This window comes from Flavobacterium ardleyense (assembly GCF_033547075.1).
GTDB classification, from domain to species: domain Bacteria; phylum Bacteroidota; class Bacteroidia; order Flavobacteriales; family Flavobacteriaceae; genus Flavobacterium; species Flavobacterium ardleyense_A.
Genome location: NZ_CP137891.1, coordinates 1140526 through 1160471 on the forward strand (window position 1 = coordinate 1140526; position 19946 = coordinate 1160471).

At 37.3% G+C, this 19946-nt stretch carries 14 protein-coding genes; 13 read left to right on the forward strand and 1 reads right to left on the reverse strand.

The window, feature by feature from the left end:
- The first annotated feature begins 9 nt into the window (after positions 1-9).
- Together nusA and infB are read left to right on the forward strand one after the other, a co-directional pair.
- Complete coding sequence (gene nusA / locus SBO79_RS04935) at positions 10-1251, forward strand: transcription termination factor NusA (protein WP_318642513.1); 1242 nt, start codon at positions 10-12, stop codon at positions 1249-1251.
- 52 nt (positions 1252-1303) lie between these two features.
- Positions 1304-4339 carry a translation initiation factor IF-2 gene (gene infB / locus SBO79_RS04940; RefSeq protein WP_318642516.1) on the forward strand — a complete coding sequence of 1012 codons (3036 nt, stop codon included), beginning with the start codon at positions 1304-1306 and terminating at the stop codon, positions 4337-4339.
- Positions 4340-5385: 1046 nt separating this feature from the next.
- Here the strand turns inward: infB and SBO79_RS04945 are convergent.
- Complete coding sequence (locus tag SBO79_RS04945) at positions 5386-5772, reverse strand: SPOR domain-containing protein (RefSeq protein WP_318642518.1); 387 nt, start codon at positions 5770-5772, stop codon at positions 5386-5388.
- A gap of 209 nt (positions 5773-5981) precedes the next feature.
- On the opposite strand from SBO79_RS04945, the gene SBO79_RS04950 reads away from it, so the two are divergent.
- The 11 genes from SBO79_RS04950 (at position 5982) to queG (ending at position 19945) form a co-directional block, all read left to right on the forward strand.
- Positions 5982-7301 (forward strand): c-type cytochrome, encoded by a 1320-nt coding sequence (locus SBO79_RS04950; protein WP_318642520.1) that lies wholly within the window; start codon positions 5982-5984, stop codon positions 7299-7301.
- A 31-nt stretch (positions 7302-7332) separates the two neighbouring features.
- Positions 7333-10392, forward strand: a complete 3060-nt coding sequence (locus SBO79_RS04955) for a TAT-variant-translocated molybdopterin oxidoreductase (protein WP_318642522.1) — start codon at positions 7333-7335, stop codon at positions 10390-10392.
- A gap of 37 nt (positions 10393-10429) precedes the next feature.
- Positions 10430-11833 carry an NrfD/PsrC family molybdoenzyme membrane anchor subunit gene (nrfD, locus tag SBO79_RS04960; RefSeq protein WP_318642524.1) on the forward strand — a complete coding sequence of 468 codons (1404 nt, stop codon included), beginning with the start codon at positions 10430-10432 and terminating at the stop codon, positions 11831-11833.
- Positions 11826-12353: a DUF3341 domain-containing protein gene (locus SBO79_RS04965; protein ID WP_318642525.1), complete on the forward strand. Its 528-nt coding sequence runs from the start codon at positions 11826-11828 to the stop codon at positions 12351-12353. Before nrfD ends, SBO79_RS04965 begins: the two co-directional genes overlap by 8 nt.
- Positions 12354-12356: 3 nt before the next feature.
- Complete coding sequence (locus SBO79_RS04970; protein WP_318642528.1) at positions 12357-12905, forward strand: c-type cytochrome; 549 nt, start codon at positions 12357-12359, stop codon at positions 12903-12905.
- A gap of 27 nt (positions 12906-12932) precedes the next feature.
- On the forward strand, positions 12933-14438 hold the full coding sequence (locus tag SBO79_RS04975; RefSeq protein ID WP_318642530.1) for a quinol:cytochrome C oxidoreductase: 1506 nt from the start codon (positions 12933-12935) through the stop codon (positions 14436-14438).
- Between the two features lie 19 nt (positions 14439-14457).
- Positions 14458-15591, forward strand: coding sequence for a cytochrome c oxidase subunit II (locus tag SBO79_RS04980; RefSeq protein ID WP_318642532.1), 1134 nt, complete (start codon positions 14458-14460; stop codon positions 15589-15591).
- A 28-nt stretch (positions 15592-15619) separates the two neighbouring features.
- Positions 15620-17416, forward strand: a complete 1797-nt coding sequence (locus SBO79_RS04985; protein ID WP_318642534.1) for a cytochrome c oxidase subunit I — start codon at positions 15620-15622, stop codon at positions 17414-17416.
- Positions 17417-17499: 83 nt separating this feature from the next.
- A complete protein-coding gene (locus tag SBO79_RS04990; RefSeq protein WP_318642536.1) occupies positions 17500-17775 on the forward strand; it encodes a GNAT family N-acetyltransferase in 276 nt (91 codons plus the stop codon).
- Positions 17776-17863: 88 nt separating this feature from the next.
- On the forward strand, positions 17864-18886 hold the full coding sequence (gene ruvB, locus SBO79_RS04995; protein WP_318642538.1) for a Holliday junction branch migration DNA helicase RuvB: 1023 nt from the start codon (positions 17864-17866) through the stop codon (positions 18884-18886).
- Between the two features lie 135 nt (positions 18887-19021).
- A complete protein-coding gene (gene queG, locus SBO79_RS05000) occupies positions 19022-19945 on the forward strand; it encodes a tRNA epoxyqueuosine(34) reductase QueG (protein WP_318642540.1) in 924 nt (307 codons plus the stop codon).
- The last annotated feature ends 1 nt before the right edge of the window (position 19946 follow it).

Genomic DNA, 19946 nt, shown 5'->3' on the forward strand with positions numbered 1-19946 from the left:
AGACTTCGCATGGAAAATATAGCATTAATCGAATCATTTTCAGAATTTAAAGACGACAAGTTAATTGATCGCGTAACTCTGATGGCGATTCTAGAAGATGTATTCCGTAATGCATTAAAAAAGAAATACGGATCTGATGAAAATTTTGATATTATCATCAATCCAGATAAGGGAGATATGGAAATTTGGCAGCGAAGAGTAATTGTAGCTGACGATGATTTAGATTTAGACCATCTGGAAATTACATTAACTGATGCTAGAAAAATTGAGAAGGATTTCGAAATTGGCGAAGAGGTTTCAGAGGAAGTAAAATTAGTAGATTTAGGTAGAAGAGCTATTTTAGCTTTGCGCCAAAATTTAATTTCAAAAATACACGAACATGACAATACCAATCTTTATAAGCAATTTAAAGATTTAATTGGCGACATTTACACCGCCGAAGTACATCATGTGCGTCCTAGAGTAGTGATTCTTATCGATGATGAGAATAATGAAATAGTATTGCCAAAGGAAAAACAAATTCCTTCTGACTTTTTTAGAAAGGGAGATAGCGTACGCGGTATTATAGAAAGTGTAGAGCTTAAAGGCAATAAACCGCAGATTGTTATGTCTCGAACTTCAGATATTTTCCTTGAGAAATTGTTTGAACAAGAGATTCCTGAAGTAGCAGATGGACTAATTACGGTGAAGGCTGTAGTAAGAATTCCTGGCGAAAAAGCTAAGGTAGCGGTAGATTCCTATGATGATAGAATTGATCCTGTAGGAGCTTGTGTAGGTATGAAAGGCTCTCGTATCCATGGAATCGTTCGTGAACTAGGAAATGAAAATATTGATGTAATCAATTACACGACAAACACGCAATTGTTTATTACAAGAGCATTGAGTCCTGCTAAAGTATCATCAATAAAAATTAATGAAGAAACAAAACACGCAGAAGTGTTTTTGCAACTTGAAGAAGTTTCAAAAGCAATTGGTCGCGGTGGTCATAACATCAAACTGGCTGGTTTGCTAACAGGTTATGAGCTAGACGTAATACGTGAAGGTAGTGTCATTGAAGACGAAGATGTTGAATTATCTGAGTTTTCTGACGAAATAGAAGGGTGGATTATTCAAGAATTCGCCAAAGTAGGGTTGGATACAGCGCTAAGCATCCTTAAACATGATGTAGCAGATCTAGTGCAAAGAACTGACCTTGAAGAAGAGACTATTCTCGATGTAATGAGAATTTTGAAAGATGAGCTTGACAATTAAAAGCATGTAGACAGTACAGCAACACAACAAAAGGTAATAATAAAGGTTTTTTATGTCTGAAGATAGAGTAATAAGAATAAACAAGGTTTTAAGGGAATTCAATATTTCGTTAGAAAGAGCCGTGGATTATCTAAAAGATAGCGGAATCGCTATTGATGCAAATCCAAACGCGAAAATTTCTGATGCGGAGTATGGAATCTTGCAGAAACAATTTGCGGGCGATAAGGGCAATAAAGAAGCTTCGAAAGAAGTGGGAGAAGAAAAGCGTAAAGAAAAAGAAGCGCTAAGAATTGAACGTGAAAAGGAAATTGAGGACAAACGTCGTCAAGATGAAGAGCGTCAGAAAGCACAGGAAGTTGTAAAAGCGAGAGCTACACTTGCAGGTCCTAAGCAAGTAGGAACAATTGATCTTAACCCGAAGAAAGCTGCTCCTGCAGAAACTGCAAAAGCACCCGCCGCAAAAACGGCTCAGCCAACTCCGTCCAAAGATATAGAAGTTGCGAAAGAAGTAACGGCAGAAGCTGTTGCTAAACCCGCAGTAGAACAAGCAAAAGTTGAAAAACCAGTAGCAGAAATACCTCAAGTTGAAAAGCCAGCTGCCCAAAAACCAGAAATGGAAAAACCAGCAGTTGACAAGCTTACTACAGAAAAACCAAAAAAGGTTATGACTGATAAGCCCTCTACACCCGAAGTAAAAGCTGAAAAGCCTGTTGCTAAAGACGAGACTACCAAAACTGAAGCGAAGATTGAAACTCCTGCAGAGGTTCAGCCAACAGCTGCAAAAGAAGAGTCAACACAAAAAGAAACTCCGGTGCAGGGCACTAATGTCCCTACAGAGCCGACGGAAGAACTTGTTGCAACTCAATATAAAAAATTAACGGGTGCTACTCTAACAGGGCAAACTATCGACCTTTCTAAATTTGAGAAACCAAAGAAGAAAAAAGAAGAGCCTAAAATAACTCCTAATAAACCAGGAGCAGCAGGAGCAGCCGCAAATAATAAAAACAAACGCAAAAGAATTGCGCCAAAACCGGGAACAGTAAGTACAAGACCGCCACTAGCGCCAGGTCAAGTTAACCCAAATAAAATTACACCAAATGTTGGTGGCGCTGCGGCAAACAGAGGATCACGTCCTGGATTCGTTCGCGGAAACAGACCTGCAATCGTTGCAAAGGTAGAGCCGACAGAGGAAGAAGTTAAAAACCAAATTAGAGAAACTCTTGAAAAACTTCAAGGTAAAGGTGGTAAATCAAAAGCTGCCAAATATCGTAGAGACAAGAGAGACACGCACCGTCAGAAAACTGATGATGAGCAAAGAACTCTAGAGGAAGGTAGTACAACAATTAAGGTTACAGAATTTGTTACCGTAGGAGAAGTTGCTATAATGATGGATGTGCCAATTAATAAAGTAATTGGAACTTGTATGATGCTTGGAATCATGGTAACGCAAAATCAGCGTCTCGATGCTGAAACGCTTACCATTGTTGCAGATGAATTTGGATTCAACGTAGAGTTTATTACTACAGATCTGGAAGATTCTATTGCGCAAGTAGCAGACAATCCAGAAGATCTAGAAACTAGAGCTCCTATTGTTACGGTAATGGGTCACGTTGACCACGGTAAAACATCTCTTCTAGATTATATTAGAAAAGAAAATGTAATTGCAGGTGAGTCGGGTGGAATTACCCAGCACATTGGTGCATACGGAGTAACTCTAGACAACGGACAAAAAATAGCATTCCTAGATACTCCAGGACACGAGGCGTTTACAGCGATGAGAGCGCGTGGTGCACAGGTTACAGATATCGCTATTATTGTTGTAGCTGCCGATGATGATATCATGCCAACTACCAAAGAGGCAATTAGTCACGCACAAGCTGCAAATGTTCCTATTATTTTTGCTATCAATAAAATTGACAAGCCTAACTCAAACCCTGAGAAAATTAAGGAACGTCTAGCAGGTATGAACTTACTTGTAGAAGACTGGGGTGGAAAGATTCAGTCACATGATATTTCTGCGAAAGTTGGAACAGGCGTAAAAGAATTATTAGAGAAAGTATTGCTAGAGGCAGAATTGCTTGACCTTAAAGCAAATAAAGATAAAGCTGCTGTTGGTACGGTAGTGGAAGCTTTCCTTGACAAAGGAAAAGGATATGTTTCTACTATATTAGTGCAAGAAGGTACCCTTCGAGTAGGAGATTACATGCTTGCTGGTAAACATCACGGTAAGATTAAAGCAATGAATGACGAAAGAGGAAATGTCGTGATGAGCGCAGGTCCTTCGACTCCCGTTTCTGTTCTAGGTCTTGACGGAGCAGCAACTGCAGGAGATAAATTCAACATTCTTGCCGATGAAAAAGAAGCGAAAGCTATTGCTGCCAAACGTACTCAATTAATGCGTGAGCAATCTGTAAGAACACAACGTCACATTACTCTTGATGAAATTGGACGTCGTATTGCTCTTGGTCAGTTTAAAGAATTGAACATTATCCTTAAAGGTGACGTTGATGGTTCGGTTGAAGCATTATCTGATTCATTCTCTAAATTATCTACAGAAGAAATTCAAATCAATATTATTCACAAAGGTGTTGGTGCTATTACAGAAACCGACGTTATGTTGGCCTCTGCTTCAGATGCAATCATTATCGGATTTAACGTGAGACCTGCTGGAAATGCGCGTCAACTTGCTGACAAAGAAGAAATCGATATCCGTAATTACTCTATTATTTACGATGCAATTGATGACCTTCGTGATGCAATGGAAGGAATGCTTTCTCCAGAAATGAAGGAAGAAGTTACCGGTACTGCAGAGATTAGAGAGATATTCAAAATTTCTAAAGTGGGTAGTATTGCAGGTTGTATGGTTACTGATGGTAAGATCTTCAGAAACTCTAGAATCCGCGTAATCCGTGAAGGTGTTGTGGTATTTACAGGTGAACTTACGGCTCTTAAACGATTTAAAGACGACGTAAAAGAGGTGTCAAAAGGATACGATTGTGGTATTCAAGTTAAAGGTTTCAACGACATCGAGGAGCTTGATATTATCGAAGCTTACCAAGAAGTTGCGGTTAAGAAAAAACTTAAATAGTTTATTAAAATATTTTATTTTAAAAGACCTGAGCAATCAGGTCTTTTTTTGTGTCTAATTTCTAGGAACGAAAGAGAAGGAGAGGATGATATTATTGCTGGTTTTGTCTAAAGAATTGTATTTATAGTCTAATGTTTAATCTCACAATATAGCTGTTGCATTAAAACTAGCTTTTACGATTTCTTACTTTCATAGTAGTCCTAATTCGGTTTTGCACTTTTGAACACCTTTTTAATCTAAGGATTTTTTGGATATCCATTTCGAAAATCAAAAACCAATATGTGGCTTTCGCCGAAAGAACTCTTAGCAGAACTTTTTTGTGCTATTTCCAAGGATTCTAGGAAGACAGCTATAAAACGCATATGCATACTTTTCCGAAACTTAACTGCACTTTTGCACACTATTTTTATCTAAAGATTATTTTGGTATTCTTTAAAACTTTAAAAACTAATATGTGGCTTTCGCCGAAAAAACTCTTAGCAGAACTTTTTTGTGCTGTTTCCATCGATTCTAGCGAGACATTTGTAAAACGCATTTTCGTGTTTTACCGAATCTAAGTTGCGTTTTTGTACACTGTTTTATCTAAACATTATGTGGAAATTTCTTTTAAACTTCAAAAACCAATGTCTGGCTTTCGCCGAAAGAACTCTTAATAGAACTTTTTTGCGGTATAGGTAGCTCCTTATATCGGGACATCATTAACACTCCGATTCATTCATTTCCTTGAAACTCAGTTGCAATTTTGCACACGTTTGTATCAAAAATCTATTTGCGTATTTCTTTAAAATTCTACAAATTAGTATATGGCTTTCGCCGAAAGAAATCTTAGCAGATTTGTATGCTGTAGCAAGCCATTTCGTAAAATCTTTAGTATTCGACTTTAAAGTCTTGAGAATGTCAAACGCTGATAAGTATTTAAGTATATATCAATTTCTTTGATCATCTTGATAAAGCTATTAAGCATCGTTCGCATCAAGAGATAACTAATAAAAACAAAAAAGCGGGCTAGTAGCTCGCTTTTTATATGATATATGTAATTCTGTTGATTAATTAGGCTTAATCAAAAAGGCTTTGGGATACTTTTTCTTTAGAATTTCAAGATTTCTCTCCGCCTCTATTCTACTTTTAAAACTGCCCACCCATACTTTATAGATCGGAGTACTAAAGACAATTGTTGATTCATACTGCCTAAACTCTCTTTTAAAATCTAATAATTGCTTTTTTGAAGATGCATTGTCTCCGTTAAAAATTTGAATTTTATACCTATTGTTAGCTATTAAACTTGAATTAATTTTCCTTTTTTCATTTAAAAGCTGCTCAAAATTAGCATCTTGACTAAGAGTTACTGATCCTTGCTGCGCAGACGAATTTGTGTTAAAAAACGTCATTAACATTATCGAGTAAATGAATGATTGTATGGTATTTTGTTTCATAACAAAGTGATTTGTATGCAAATGTAATTATTAATAAGAAATTAGGTTTCAATAATTTATTTAGAATGTTTATAAATTGTTCCTTAAGATAGAATTAAGGTTTTTTACAAAGGTAGTAAATCGTATTTTTGTCCAAGTTTTGGAAAATCGGCAACAAGTGCTAGATTTTCAACAACCATACCAATTTTAGTCGATAATTAATTTGTGATATGAAAAAAGTGGGTAACCATAAGTCGATTTCAAGAATTTTAATTTTCAGTTTAGCTTTCATGCTCAACTTTTCATTAACTTCTTTTGCTCAAGACGCCGCAGAAGCTCCAATGGAGGCTGCTGCAGCTGTACCAAGTGGCGGAGACGCCGTAAACGGTAAAGCTTTATTTAATTCAAATTGTGCTGCATGTCATAAAATGGATGCTAAGTCAACAGGGCCTGCATTGCGCGGTGTGTCTGCAAAGCACTCTACAGAGTGGCTGCACAAGTGGATTAAAAATAGTACTGCCATGATTAAGGCTGGAGATCCAGCGGCTGTAAAGTTATATGAAGAATATAACAAAGCGCTAATGACTCCATTTCCTCAATTATCTGATGCTGATATCGATGATATTATAGCATATACTGACGAAAAACTAGCTGCGCCTTCAGCGTCTACTGCGCCTCCGGGAACTGCTGTAGCATCTGATAATGCTGGTATATCGCCAAATATAATTCTTGGTGCTCTGATAGTTGTAATGATTGTTCTACTTGTTATGCTTGTTTTAGTAAATAAAGTACTAACAAAGGTAGCCGCAGCCAACAACATTCACGTAGGGCCGAAAGAACCTACAATGCCAATTTGGAAAGCATTTGCTAAAAACCAATTTCTGGTTTTGGTGACTACTATTTTTCTTATGCTTACTGCAGCTTACCTAATATATGGGTTTCTTATGCAAGTAGGTGTAGATCAAAATTATCAGCCAATACAGCCAATTCATTATTCGCACAAAATTCACGCTGGTGATAATGAAATAGATTGTAAGTTTTGTCACTCCGCTGCCCGTGTAAGTAAAAATGCCGGTATTCCTTCTCTAAATGTTTGTATGAACTGTCATAAAAATATCTCTGAAGTTGCAGAAGGTACTGCGACAGCTGAGCATTCAAAAGCATTTTATGATGGAGAAATCCAAAAGTTGTACGAAGCTGTTGGGTGGGATAAAGAGAATCAACAATATACAGGAAAAACGCAGCCAGTAAAATGGGTTCGTATTCACAATCTTCCAGATTTTGCTTACTTTAATCACTCACAACACGTTACAGTTGGAGGTATTGAATGTCAAACATGTCACGGTCCGGTTGAGGAGTATGAATATATGAAACAATTTGCGCCACTTACAATGGGATGGTGTATCGATTGTCACCGTAAGACTGATGTGAAAATGGAGGGTAATGAGTATTACACAAAAATTCACGAAGAATTATCTAAGAAATACGGAGTAGACAAGCTAACTGCAGCTCAAATGGGCGGGTTGGAATGTGGTAAATGCCACTATTAATTAAATTATTAAAGAAGCAAATTTATATACGATGTCATCAAACAAAAAATACTGGAAAAGTGTTGAAGAGCTAAACGAAAATAGTTCTATTGTTGAGGCGCTTAGAAATAACGAATTTATTGAAGAGATTCCTGTTGGTGATTTTTTGGGAGACAAAGAAACACTAGAATCAACTTCAACTTCACGTCGTGATTTCTTAAAGTACGTCGGCTTTAGTACTGCAGCTGCATCTTTAGCTGCGTGCGAAGGTCCAGTTAACAAATCTATTCCTTATGTGGTACAACCAGAACAAATTATACCAGGGGTAGCGGATTATTATGCTACAACTGTATTTGATGGTTTTGATTTTGCAAATATTCTTGTAAAAACACGCGAAGGTCGACCAATTAAAATTGAAAATAATAAATTAGAGGGAGCTCAATTTGCTGCAAATGCAAGAGTTCACGCATCGGTATTGTCTTTATATGACAATATGAGAATGAAAAATCCTCGTATTGCTGGAAAGCAAGCTTCTTGGAAAGATGTCGATGCAAAAGTAAAAGCCAATATGGCGGATGTTGCATCTACTGGAGGGCAAGTTGTTTTACTTACAAATACTTTAGCGAGCCCTTCAACTGAAAAAGTTGTAGCGGAATTTTTAGCTAAAACTCCTAATTCTAAGCATGTAGTTTATGATGCTGTCTCGAGCTCATCGGCTTTAGATGCTTTTGAAGCTGCACATGGTAGAAGAGAATTAGTAAATTATGATTTTTCTAAAGCGTCACTTATAGTTTCAGTAGGAGCAGATTTCCTTGGAGACTGGCAAGGTGGTGGTTATGATAAGGGATATACTGCAGGTCGTATTCCGCAAAACGGAAAAATGTCACGCCATTTCCAAATGGAGTCGAACATGACGCTTTCAGGCGCAGCTGCTGATATTAGAATTCCTATGACTACGGCGCAACAAAAACAGGCGTTAGTAAAAATTTACAATATAGTTACTAATAATTCTGTAGGTACAACTAAAATTGTAGGAGAAGAATCTGTAATCAAAGCAGCCCAACAACTTAAGGCTGCCGGTAGTAACGGGCTTCTAGTTTCTGGGATCGATGATAAAAATGCTCAACTTCTTGTGCTTGCAATAAATCAAGCATTAGGTAGTCAAGCTTTTTTGAGCGGTGGAACTAGACTGGTTAAAAAGGGTTCAAATGCTCAGATGTTACAACTAGTAGCTGATATGAAAGCAGGAAAAATTCACACTCTTATTATGAGTGGTGTTAACCCTGTTTATACATTAGCCAATAGTAAAGATTTTGTCGAAGGATTAAAAAAGACTAAGATGTCGATTGCCTTTGCAACGAGTGAAGATGAAACTGCCGCTATATCTACGATAGGTGCTGCAACTCATCACTACTTAGAATCTTGGAATGACCATATGCTTACTCCAGGTACTTTATCTATTACACAGCCTACAATAAGACCATTATTTAATAGTAGGCAGTTTCAGGACGCATTACTAATGTGGACAGGATCTGATGTTAAATTTTACGATTACATAAAGGCAAATACATCATCTGCATTTCCAGGTTCAAAATGGAATCAAATGATTCATGATGGTGTGTATTCTGCAGCAGCAACTTCGTCAATAGGCGCAGGAAGTGCTGATTATTCTGCTGCGGCTTCTGCTTTAGCTCAGGCAAAATCAGCTGGAGAATTCGAATTAGTTTTATATACAAAAACTGGTTTAGGAGATGGGCAGCAAGCAAACAATCCATGGTTGCAAGAATTCCCAGATCCAATTACGAGAGTATCTTGGGATAATTACTTGACAGTTTCTAAAGCTGATGCTGATAAATTAGAAATGACAAACAGAATTGTTGCCGATGGTGGACTTAATGGAAGTTATGCAACTATTACCGTTAATGGAATTTCGTTGGATGTTCCTGTTATAGTTCAGCCAGGTCAAGCAGTAGGGACAATAGGTCTTGCGCTTGGCTACGGAAAAACTGCAGCCATGAAAACTGAAATGCAGGTTGGTATTAATGCGTATCAATTTTATAAAGATTTTAATAGTGTTCAGTCAGCTTCAATGAAAAAAGGAGCCGGTGAGCATGAGTTTGCTTCAGTACAATCTCAGAAAACCTTGATGGGTAGAGGAGATATTATAAAAGAAACAACTCTAGAAATATTTAATACAAAAGATGTAAGAGAGTGGAATATTTTACCGATGGTATCTTTAGACCACACGCCAGTAGAGGCTTCAAAAGTAGACCTTTGGGAAAGTTTTGATAGATCTGTTGGGCATCACTTTAATATGTCAATTGACCTTAACTCTTGTACTGGTTGTGGTGCTTGTGTTATTGCTTGTCATGCTGAGAATAATGTGCCAGTTGTGGGTAAAGAAGAAATAAGAAGAAGTCGTGATATGCACTGGTTGCGTATCGATAGATATTACTCTTCTGAAGATACTTTTGCTGAGGATCTGGAGAAAAAAGAAGGTTTTGACGGATTATTTGGAGATAATGGTTCTCTAGGTGGATTTGGGCATATGGAGATCGCTGCAGACAATCCTCAGGTTGCATTTCAACCAGTGATGTGTCAGCACTGTAATCACGCACCATGTGAGACAGTTTGTCCAGTTGCTGCTACTTCTCATGGTCGTCAAGGTCAGAATCAAATGGCTTATAATAGATGTGTAGGTACTCGTTACTGTGCCAATAACTGTCCATATAAAGTTCGTCGCTTTAACTGGTTCTTATATAATAAGAATAGTGAATTTGACTATAATATGAATAGTGACTTGGGAAGAATGGTATTAAATCCTGACGTGAATGTTCGCTCAAGAGGGGTAATGGAAAAGTGTTCAATGTGTATTCAAATGACGCAACTTACGATACTTACTGCCAAAAGAGAAGGACGTGCCGTAAACGTAGATGAGTTTCAAACTGCATGTTCTGCAGCTTGCTCACCAGGATCTATTAAATTTGGTGACGTAAACAATGAGGAAAATGAAATAGCTGCATTGGCTCAAAACGATAGGATGTACCATTTGTTAGAACATATTGGGACAAAACCAAACGTTTTCTACCACGTGAAGGTCAGAAATAACTAGGATCAAAAATAATTATTAAGAAACAAGATAAAGGATTATGTCGTCTCACTACGAAGCACCCATTAGAAAACCATTGATCATTGGTGATAAATCTTATCACGATGTCACAGTAGATATTGCTGCGCCTGTTGAAGGTCGTGCAAACAAACAATGGTGGACAGTTTTTACCATCGCATTAATAGCTTTTCTTTGGGGTATAGGCTGTATTATATACACTATATCAACAGGAATTGGAACCTGGGGTTTGAATAAAACTGTAGGTTGGGCTTGGGATATCACCAACTTTGTTTGGTGGGTTGGTATTGGTCACGCAGGAACATTGATTTCTGCAGTACTATTATTATTCCGACAAAAATGGAGAATGGCAATTAACCGTTCTGCAGAAGCAATGACAATTTTTTCTGTAGTACAAGCCGGTATATTTCCAATTATCCACATGGGACGTCCATGGTTAGCATATTGGGTATTGCCAATTCCAAATCAATTTGGATCTTTATGGGTGAATTTTAACTCACCTCTTTTATGGGATGTATTTGCAATTTCTACCTACCTTTCTGTTTCTATGGTTTTCTGGTGGACTGGATTGCTACCCGATTTTGCAATGTTGAGAGACCGTGCAATCACGCCATTCAATAAAAAAGTTTATTCCATTTTAAGTTTTGGATGGAGTGGTAGAGCTAAAGATTGGCAGCGCTTCGAAGAAGTATCTCTTATCCTTGCAGGACTTGCAACGCCGCTTGTATTATCTGTACACACTATTGTATCTTTTGACTTTGCTACTTCGGTAATTCCAGGATGGCATACTACCATTTTCCCTCCATACTTCGTTGCAGGGGCAGTATTCTCTGGATTTGCGATGGTAAACACACTTCTTATCATTATGAGAAAAGTGTCAAACCTTGAAGCATATATTACATTACAGCACATCGAACTTATGAATATTGTAATTATGATTACAGGATCTATAGTGGGTGTAGCTTATATTACAGAATTATTTATGGCTTGGTACTCTGGAGTGGAGTATGAGCAATACGCTTTCCTTAACAGAGCAACTGGTCCTTACTGGTGGGCATACTGGGCGATGATGACGTGTAATGTTTTTTCGCCACAATTTATGTGGTTCAAGAAATTGAGAACTAGTATTATGTTCTCATTTATAATCTCCATTGTAGTAAATATCGGAATGTGGTTTGAGCGATTTGTAATTATCGTAACTTCACTTCACCGTGATTACCTTCCATCATCATGGACGATGTTCTCACCAACTTTTGTTGATATTGGAACTTTTATTGGAACAATTGGTTTCTTCTTCGTTCTTTTCCTCCTTTATGCTCGAACATTCCCAGTGATTGCTCAAGCAGAGGTGAAAACAATTTTGAAATCATCTGGAGAATTTTACAAAAAACGTAGAGACGAAAATAAACAGACACACCATGAGTAATAAAGTAATATACGCAATGTATAATGATGACGATGTATTGATGGATGCAGTTGTAAAAACACGTGCTGCTCATCATCATATCGAGGAGATATTTTGTCCTTTTCCTGTGCATGGATTGGACAAAGCAATGGGACTTGCTCCTACTAGATTAGGTATTTGTGCTTTCATTTATGGATGTATAGGGCTTTCTTTTGCAACTTGGATGATGAACTTTATGATGATTCAAGATTGGCCTCAAGATATTGGTGGTAAACCAAGCTTTAGTTTTATCCAAAATATGCCAGCGTTTGTTCCTATTATGTTTGAGTTGACTGTCTTTTTTGCAGCTCACCTTATGGTAATTACTTTTTATATGAGAAGTAGAATATGGCCATTCAAAACCGCTGAGAATCCTGATGTTCGTACAACAGACGATCATTTCTTAATGGAAGTAGCAGTAGGTAATCACAACGAAGATGAACTTGTATCGTTTTTTCAAAATTCAGGTGCAGTTGAAGTTAAAGTAATTGAAAAGTATTAGTATATGAAAATCGTATATAGATTAGCAATTTTGGCAGGTATTGCAACTTTGGTAACTTCATGTTATGACACGAAGGCGCCAAACTATCAATACTTCCCTAATATGTATGAGGCAGTGAGCTATGAAACTTATTCTGAGCACGAAGTGTTCAATAGAGGTGGAGTCGCAGCTCAATTGCCACCAGAAGGAACTGTAAGTAGAGGATTTGAAGTTTATGAATCAGAAGATAACGTTCAAGGGTATCTACTTTCTAAAACTGTTCAAGGAGCTCAACTAGATGCTGCTGAATATGATTCGGCGAAAGCTGGAGCACTTTACGGTATTTATTGCGCAATCTGCCACGGTGGAGCGGGAGACGGTAAAGGACCTTTGGTTGTTAAAGAAAAGTTTTTAGGTGTTCCAAGCTATAAAGACAGAGAATTTACAGAAGAAAGTGTTTTTCACGTACAGACTTATGGATTGAACTCTATGGGATCGTATAAAAATCAATTAAACGCCAAAGAGCGTAGAATGGTTGCTAAGTATGTGCTAGAACTTAAGAGTAAATTATAATTGTAGAACAAACTGACTGTAATAGATATGTATACATTTTCAAGTAAATTAAAAACATTCTCTTTTATCCTTATGATCCTTGGATTATTAGGAGTAGGATATGCTTTTTTCACTGCACCAAGTACCGTTCAAGAGGTAGAGGCAATCCTAGCCGAGCAACATGACGGTCATGATTCTCACTCGACAGTTGTTCATAATGACGCTGCGGAGCACAAAGAGCATACAACTACAGAAACTGAAAAAACTGTAGTAGCTCCAGTTGCTGTAATTTCAACAGATTCTTCAGTAGCTAATACTTCTATTTTAAAAGATACAATTGCTGTGTCTTCTACTTTAGTAGCAAATAAAGTCGTAACTGCTAAGACGCCAATAGCTTCTTCTAGTTATGTAAATAAAAATAACAAAATCGATGAACATGCGGAGCATCAAGCTCACTTAGAGCACGTTTTGCATCAGCTGAGCAACAAACCATGGGCTGCAGTATATGTAGCTGCTATCTTCTTTTTGTTGTTAACAATGGGAGTTTTAGCATTTTATGCTATTCAAATTGTAGCGCAAGCAGGATGGTCGCCAGTATTGTTTAGAGTAATGCAAGGTATAACTGCATATTTGCCAGTTGGATCTATAATATTTTTTATTCTGTTAATTTTAAGTGGTTTACACTTTAATCATCTTTTCGTTTGGATGGATGCCGATGTAGTTGCTGCAGATAAATTAATTCAGAATAAATCTGGGTATTTAAACTTTCCATTTTGGATTGCTAGAGCAGCGATATTCTTAATTGGTTGGAATCTGTATAACTACTACACTAAGAAATTTTGTTTAGCACAAGATAGAGCTACAGACAATTTACAATACAAGAAAAATTTTAATGCTTCGGCAATATTTATGGTATTCTTTATTGTATCAGAATCAATCATGTCGTGGGATTGGATTATGTCGGTAGATCCGCACTGGTTTAGTACATTGTTCGGGTGGTATGTATTTGCTTCATTCTTTGTATCTGGAATTACTGTTATTATGCTAGTAACAATATTTATGAAGTCGTTAAATCTTCTACCTAACGTAAATACAAGTCACTTACATGATTTGGCTAAATTTATCTTCGGATTCAGTATTTTTTGGACATATTTATGGTTTTCACAATTCATGCTTATATGGTATGCAAACATTCCAGAAGAGGTAACATACTTCATTACTCGTATTGAAGATTATCAAATCCCATTCTTTGCAACTATTGGAATGAACTTCTTATTCCCAGTGCTAATTTTGATCAACACAGACTTTAAACGAATCTCATGGATTCTTGTGATGGCTGGTATTGTTATCTTATTAGGACATTACGTTGACTTCTTTGTTATGATTATGCCAGCTACTGTAGGTGACCAATGGTTTATCGGTATTGCTGAAATTGGATCAGTTCTTTTCTTTCTTGGATTGTTTATCTTTGTTGTCTTTACGGCAATGGCGAAATCTCCTTTGTTACCAGAAAGACATCCATTGATAGAAGAAAGTAAACATTTTCATTATTAATATTTAAATTCAGAGATAGATGACGAGTTTGTTGGTAATTATAGTTTTAGTTTTATTGGCTGTCGCGATTTGGCAGTTAACTAAAATATTTGATTTAACCCAGGTGGGTACTCATATCAATACAACGCAAGTTGCAGATGATAATGATAACAACCTGCAGGGATACATAATGTTTTTTTTCCTAGGATTTATTTATATCCTTACTATTTGGTGTCTTGTGTTTTATGGTGATTTGCCATTGATGAGTAACGCAGCATCGGTACACGGAGCAGAAGTAGATAATCTAATGTGGATTTCTATGGTTCTAATCTTTATCGTGCAGATAATTACACAAGGACTTTTGCATTACTTCTCTTTTGCTTATAGAGGAATCAATGACAGAAAAGCATTATACTTCGCTGATAATGATAGGCTAGAATTTGTGTGGAGCGTTATTCCTGCAATAGTTTTGGCTGGACTTATCTTATACGGATTGTACGCTTGGACAAATATTATGTTTGTTGACGAAGATGAAGAAGTAATTGTTGTCGAATTATATGCTAAACAATTTGCTTGGGAAGCCCGCTATTCTGGGAAAGATAATGTTCTCGGTAAAGCAAACGTTCGTTTTATCGAAGGTGTAAATACTGTAGGTATGGACCCTGCAGATCCTAATGGTCAGGATGATTTTATGGCAAATGAAATCCACCTCCCTCTTGGTAAAAAAGTGCTTTTCAAGATTCGCTCTCAAGACGTACTGCATTCAGCTTATATGCCTCATTTTAGAGCGCAAATGAATTGTGTACCGGGAATGGTGACTCAGTTTGCATTTGTTCCAAGTATTACTACTGCTGAAATGCGTGCTAAACCTGAGATGATCGAAAAAGTGGCTCGTATTAATAAGTTACGTGCAGATAAAAGTAAAGATTTGGCTGCCAATGGCCAAGCTGAATTAGATCCGTATACTTTTGATTACGTACTTCTTTGTAATAAAATCTGCGGGACATCGCACTACAATATGCAAATGAAAATTGTAATTGATACCCCAGAAGATTATAAAGAATGGTTGAAAGACAAAGCAACTCTTGCATCTAAGATTAAAGAAGAAGCGATGTCTAAAGAAGTTCCAGCAGAAACAGTGACTCCAGAAGTTGCAATGATGCCAGCAAAATAATTATTACTAAAATTTAAAGTAAACATATATGTCAGCAGTAGGTCACGATCTCACTCACGATCACGAACACGAACACCACCATAAAGATACTTTTATAACTAAATATATCTTTAGCATTGACCACAAGATGATTGCCAAGCAATACCTTATTACTGGTATTATAATGGGAGTTATTGGAGTTGGTATGTCAATGCTCTTTAGAATGCAGCTCGCTTGGCCAGAAGAATCTTTCCAAATCTTCAACATGCTGTTAGGTGATAAATTTGCGCCTAATGGAGTTATGACAAATGAGGTGTATCTAGCTTTGGTTACAATACACGGTACAATTATGGTCTTCTTCGTCTTGACCGCAGGACTTAGTGGAACCTTTTCAAATCTCTTAATTCCACTGCAAATTGGAGCAAGAGATATGGCGTCTGGATTTATGAATATGCTTTCATACTGGATGTTCTTTGTATCAGCAGTTATAATGTTGTGCTCTTTATTTGTCGAGTCAGGACCAGCTTCTGCAGGTTGGACAATCTATCCGCCATTATCGGCGCTTCCTCAAGCAATTGGAGGTTCTGGAACAGGTATGACTCTTTGGTTAATTTCTATGGCGATATTTATTGCATCATCTCTAATGGGATCTTTAAATTATATCGTTACAGTAATCAACCTTAGAACGAAAGGAATGTCTATGACTAGACTTCCACTTACAATTTGGACTTTCTTTGTAACAGCTATCATTGGATTAATCTCGTTCCCTGTTCTATTATCTGCAGCTTTATTGCTAATTATGGACAGAAGCTTTGGAACTTCATTTTTCCTGTCAGATATATACATCGCTGGAGAAGTACTTCACTATCAAGGTGGGTCGCCGGTTTTATTTGAACACCTTTTCTGGTTCCTTGGTCACCCTGAGGTTTATATTGTAATACTTCCTGCCATGGGTATTGTTTCAGAAGTTTTGGCAACAAACTCTCGTAAACCTATTTTCGGATACCGCGCGATGATTATGTCAGTAATTGCAATTGCTTTCCTTTCTACAATCGTTTGGGGTCACCATATGTTTGTATCTGGAATGAACCCGTTCCTAGGATCGGTATTTACATTTACAACTTTACTTATTGCGATTCCTTCTGCTGTAAAAGCATTTAACTGGATTACAACTCTTTGGAAAGGTAACTTGCAACTAAATCCTGCAATGTTATTCTCAATCGGAATGGTATCTACGTTTATTACAGGAGGACTTACAGGAATTATCTTAGGAGATAGTACTTTAGATATTAACGTTCACGATACTTATTTCGTTATTGCTCACTTTCACTTAGTAATGGGTATTTCTGCTCTTTACGGAATGTTTGCTGGAGTTTACCACTGGTACCCAAAAATGTTCGGTAGAATGTTGAATAAGAATCTTGGATATGTACACTTTTGGGTTACTGCTATCTGTTCTTATGGAGTATTTTTCCCAATGCACTTTATTGGAATGGCTGGATTACCACGTCGATATTATACAAACACAGCTTTCCCACTATTTGATGACTTACAGAATGTAAACGTTCTTATAACAGTATTTGCTCTTGTAGGAGGTGTTTTTCAAATTGTTTTCTTGTACAACTTCTTCGTAAGTATTTTCTACGGAAAAAGATCAGTACAGAATCCATGGAAATCTACTACTCTTGAGTGGACAGCACCAGTTGAGCATATTCACGGTAACTGGCCGGGAGCAATTCCAGAGGTACACCGTTGGCCTTATGACTACAGTAAGCCTGGTCACGATATTGATTTCATCCCGCAAAACATTCCATTTATGGAGGGTGAAGAGGAGTTACATCACTAATAACATTATATTTTTTTTAAAAAGTCCTTCGGTTACGAAGGACTTTTTTTGTAACTTAGAGTTTTAACTTTTAAATCATTTTTATGGAATCTAATTTTTCAAACAATGGTGAGAAGCAACGATTTGAATTGGAGCTTGACCACAAAATTGCCTTTATTGATTATCAGCTTACAGGAGAGACAATTACTATGTTACATACCGAAGTTCCGCAGGATTTAGAAGGGAAGGGAATTGGAAGTATGCTAGCCTCTAAAGCTCTAGACTACGCTACTATTCACAATCTAAAAGTTGTCCCTAGCTGCACATTTATCGCCGATTATATACGCAAAAATCCAAAATACGAAAGTTTACTTAAGTAATTCTGTGTCGATAGCTGTATTCTAGTAGCGTAACAACTGTTTAATTGCTACAGCGTATTCAACTGCGCTTTTTAATTATCTTTGCATCATGAATGAGAATTTAGACCCTACCAATAACAGTTTTACTTCGGAAGAATTTGACATTGAGAAAAAATTACGTCCTCTCACCTTTGACGATTTTGCGGGACAAGATCAAGTGTTAGATAATTTAAAGGTCTTTGTTGCTGCTGCAAATCAGCGGGATGAAGCTTTAGATCACGCACTTTTCCACGGGCCACCTGGATTAGGAAAAACTACATTAGCCAATATTCTCGCTAATGAACTTGGGGTTGGAATTAAAATCACATCTGGTCCCGTTTTAGATAAGCCTGGCGATCTGGCAGGATTGCTTACTAATCTAGAGGAGCGCGATGTGCTTTTTATTGACGAAATTCACCGTCTCAGTCCCATTGTCGAAGAATATCTCTACTCTGCAATGGAGGATTTTAAGATAGATATAATGATTGAGTCTGGTCCCAATGCACGGACTGTTCAATTAAATCTAAATCCCTTCACACTTGTTGGAGCAACAACTCGATCAGGCTTGCTGACAGCTCCTATGCGTGCCCGGTTTGGTATTCAAAGTAGGTTGCAGTATTATACTACAGAGCTTCTAACAAGTATTATCGAACGGTCGGCAAGCATTTTCAAAATGCCAATATCAATGGAAGCAGCTGTCGAAATTGCTGGACGTAGTCGAGGTACACCAAGAATTGCAAATGCTCTTTTACGTCGTGTACGCGACTTTGCACAAATCAAGGGTAATGGTAAAATTGACATCGAGATTGCAAAATTTGCATTAAAAGCTCTTAATGTAGACGCCTACGGTTTAGATGAAATGGATAATAAAATACTTACAACTATTATTGACAAATTTAAAGGTGGACCAGTTGGACTTTCTACCATTGCTACTGCGGTTTCGGAAAGTACAGAGACGGTGGAAGAAGTGTATGAACCATTCCTCATTCAGCAGGGTTTTTTGATGAGAACGCCTCGTGGTCGCGAGGTTACAGAGAAAGCCTACAAACATTTAGGTCGAGTGAAAGGTCTTATTCAGGGCAATCTTTTTTAGGGCATTTCCCTTCGGGCCGGGCTTTCCACTCCCAATCTTTGTGGGCAGAAAAAGCCCAAAAAGGATTTCTGGTCTAAATGAAATTCATCGAATTCCTATGGAAATATTATCCCATGAGATAATCCCTAAAGAAAAATGAAATCTACGAAAGAATATACCGCTTTTATAAAAGCCGAAGCCAAGCGCCTCGGCTTTTTGTCTTGCGGAATTTCTAAAGCTGGATTCTTAGAAGACGAAGCGCCGCGCCTCGAAAGTTGGCTTATGAATAATAGTCATGGTCAAATGTCCTATATGGCAAATAATTTTGATAAGAGACTCGATCCAACTTTACTTGTCGAAGGTAGCAAAAGCGTTGTGTCACTTCTATTAAATTATTATCCTGAAAATCACCAAAGGGATGACACGTTTAAAATTTCGAAATATGCCTACGGTGAGGATTATCATTTTGTCATAAAAGACAAACTTAAAGAATTGCTTTTTTCTATTCAGTCTAATATTGGCGAAGTTTCTGGTCGAGCTTTTACAGATTCTGCTCCAGTTCTAGACAAAGCATGGGCCGCAAAAAGTGGACTAGGTTGGATCGGAAAAAACAGCAACCTACTGACTCAAAAAGTAGGCTCTTTTTATTTTATTGCCGAATTAATTATAGATCTAGAGTTGGAATATGATTCAGCGGTTACAGATCATTGTGGCTCCTGCACCGCTTGCATCGACGCATGCCCAACCCAGGCAATTGAGTCTCCCTATATTGTTAATGGTAGTAAATGCATTTCTTACTTTACAATCGAGCTCAAAGAAGCAATTCCACAAGATGTGAAAGGAAAATTTGAAGATTGGATTTTTGGATGTGATATTTGCCAAGATGTCTGTCCTTGGAATCGATTTTCGAAGCCGCATAATGAGCCTCTGTTTAATACAAAGCCAGAACTGCTCAACTTTACCAAAAAAGATTGGAATGAAATAACTCAGGAAACTTTTAGGCAAGTTTTTAAAAATTCTGCTGTAAAGAGGACAAAACTTGAAGGGTTATTACGAAATATTTCTTTTGTTCAGGAATAAT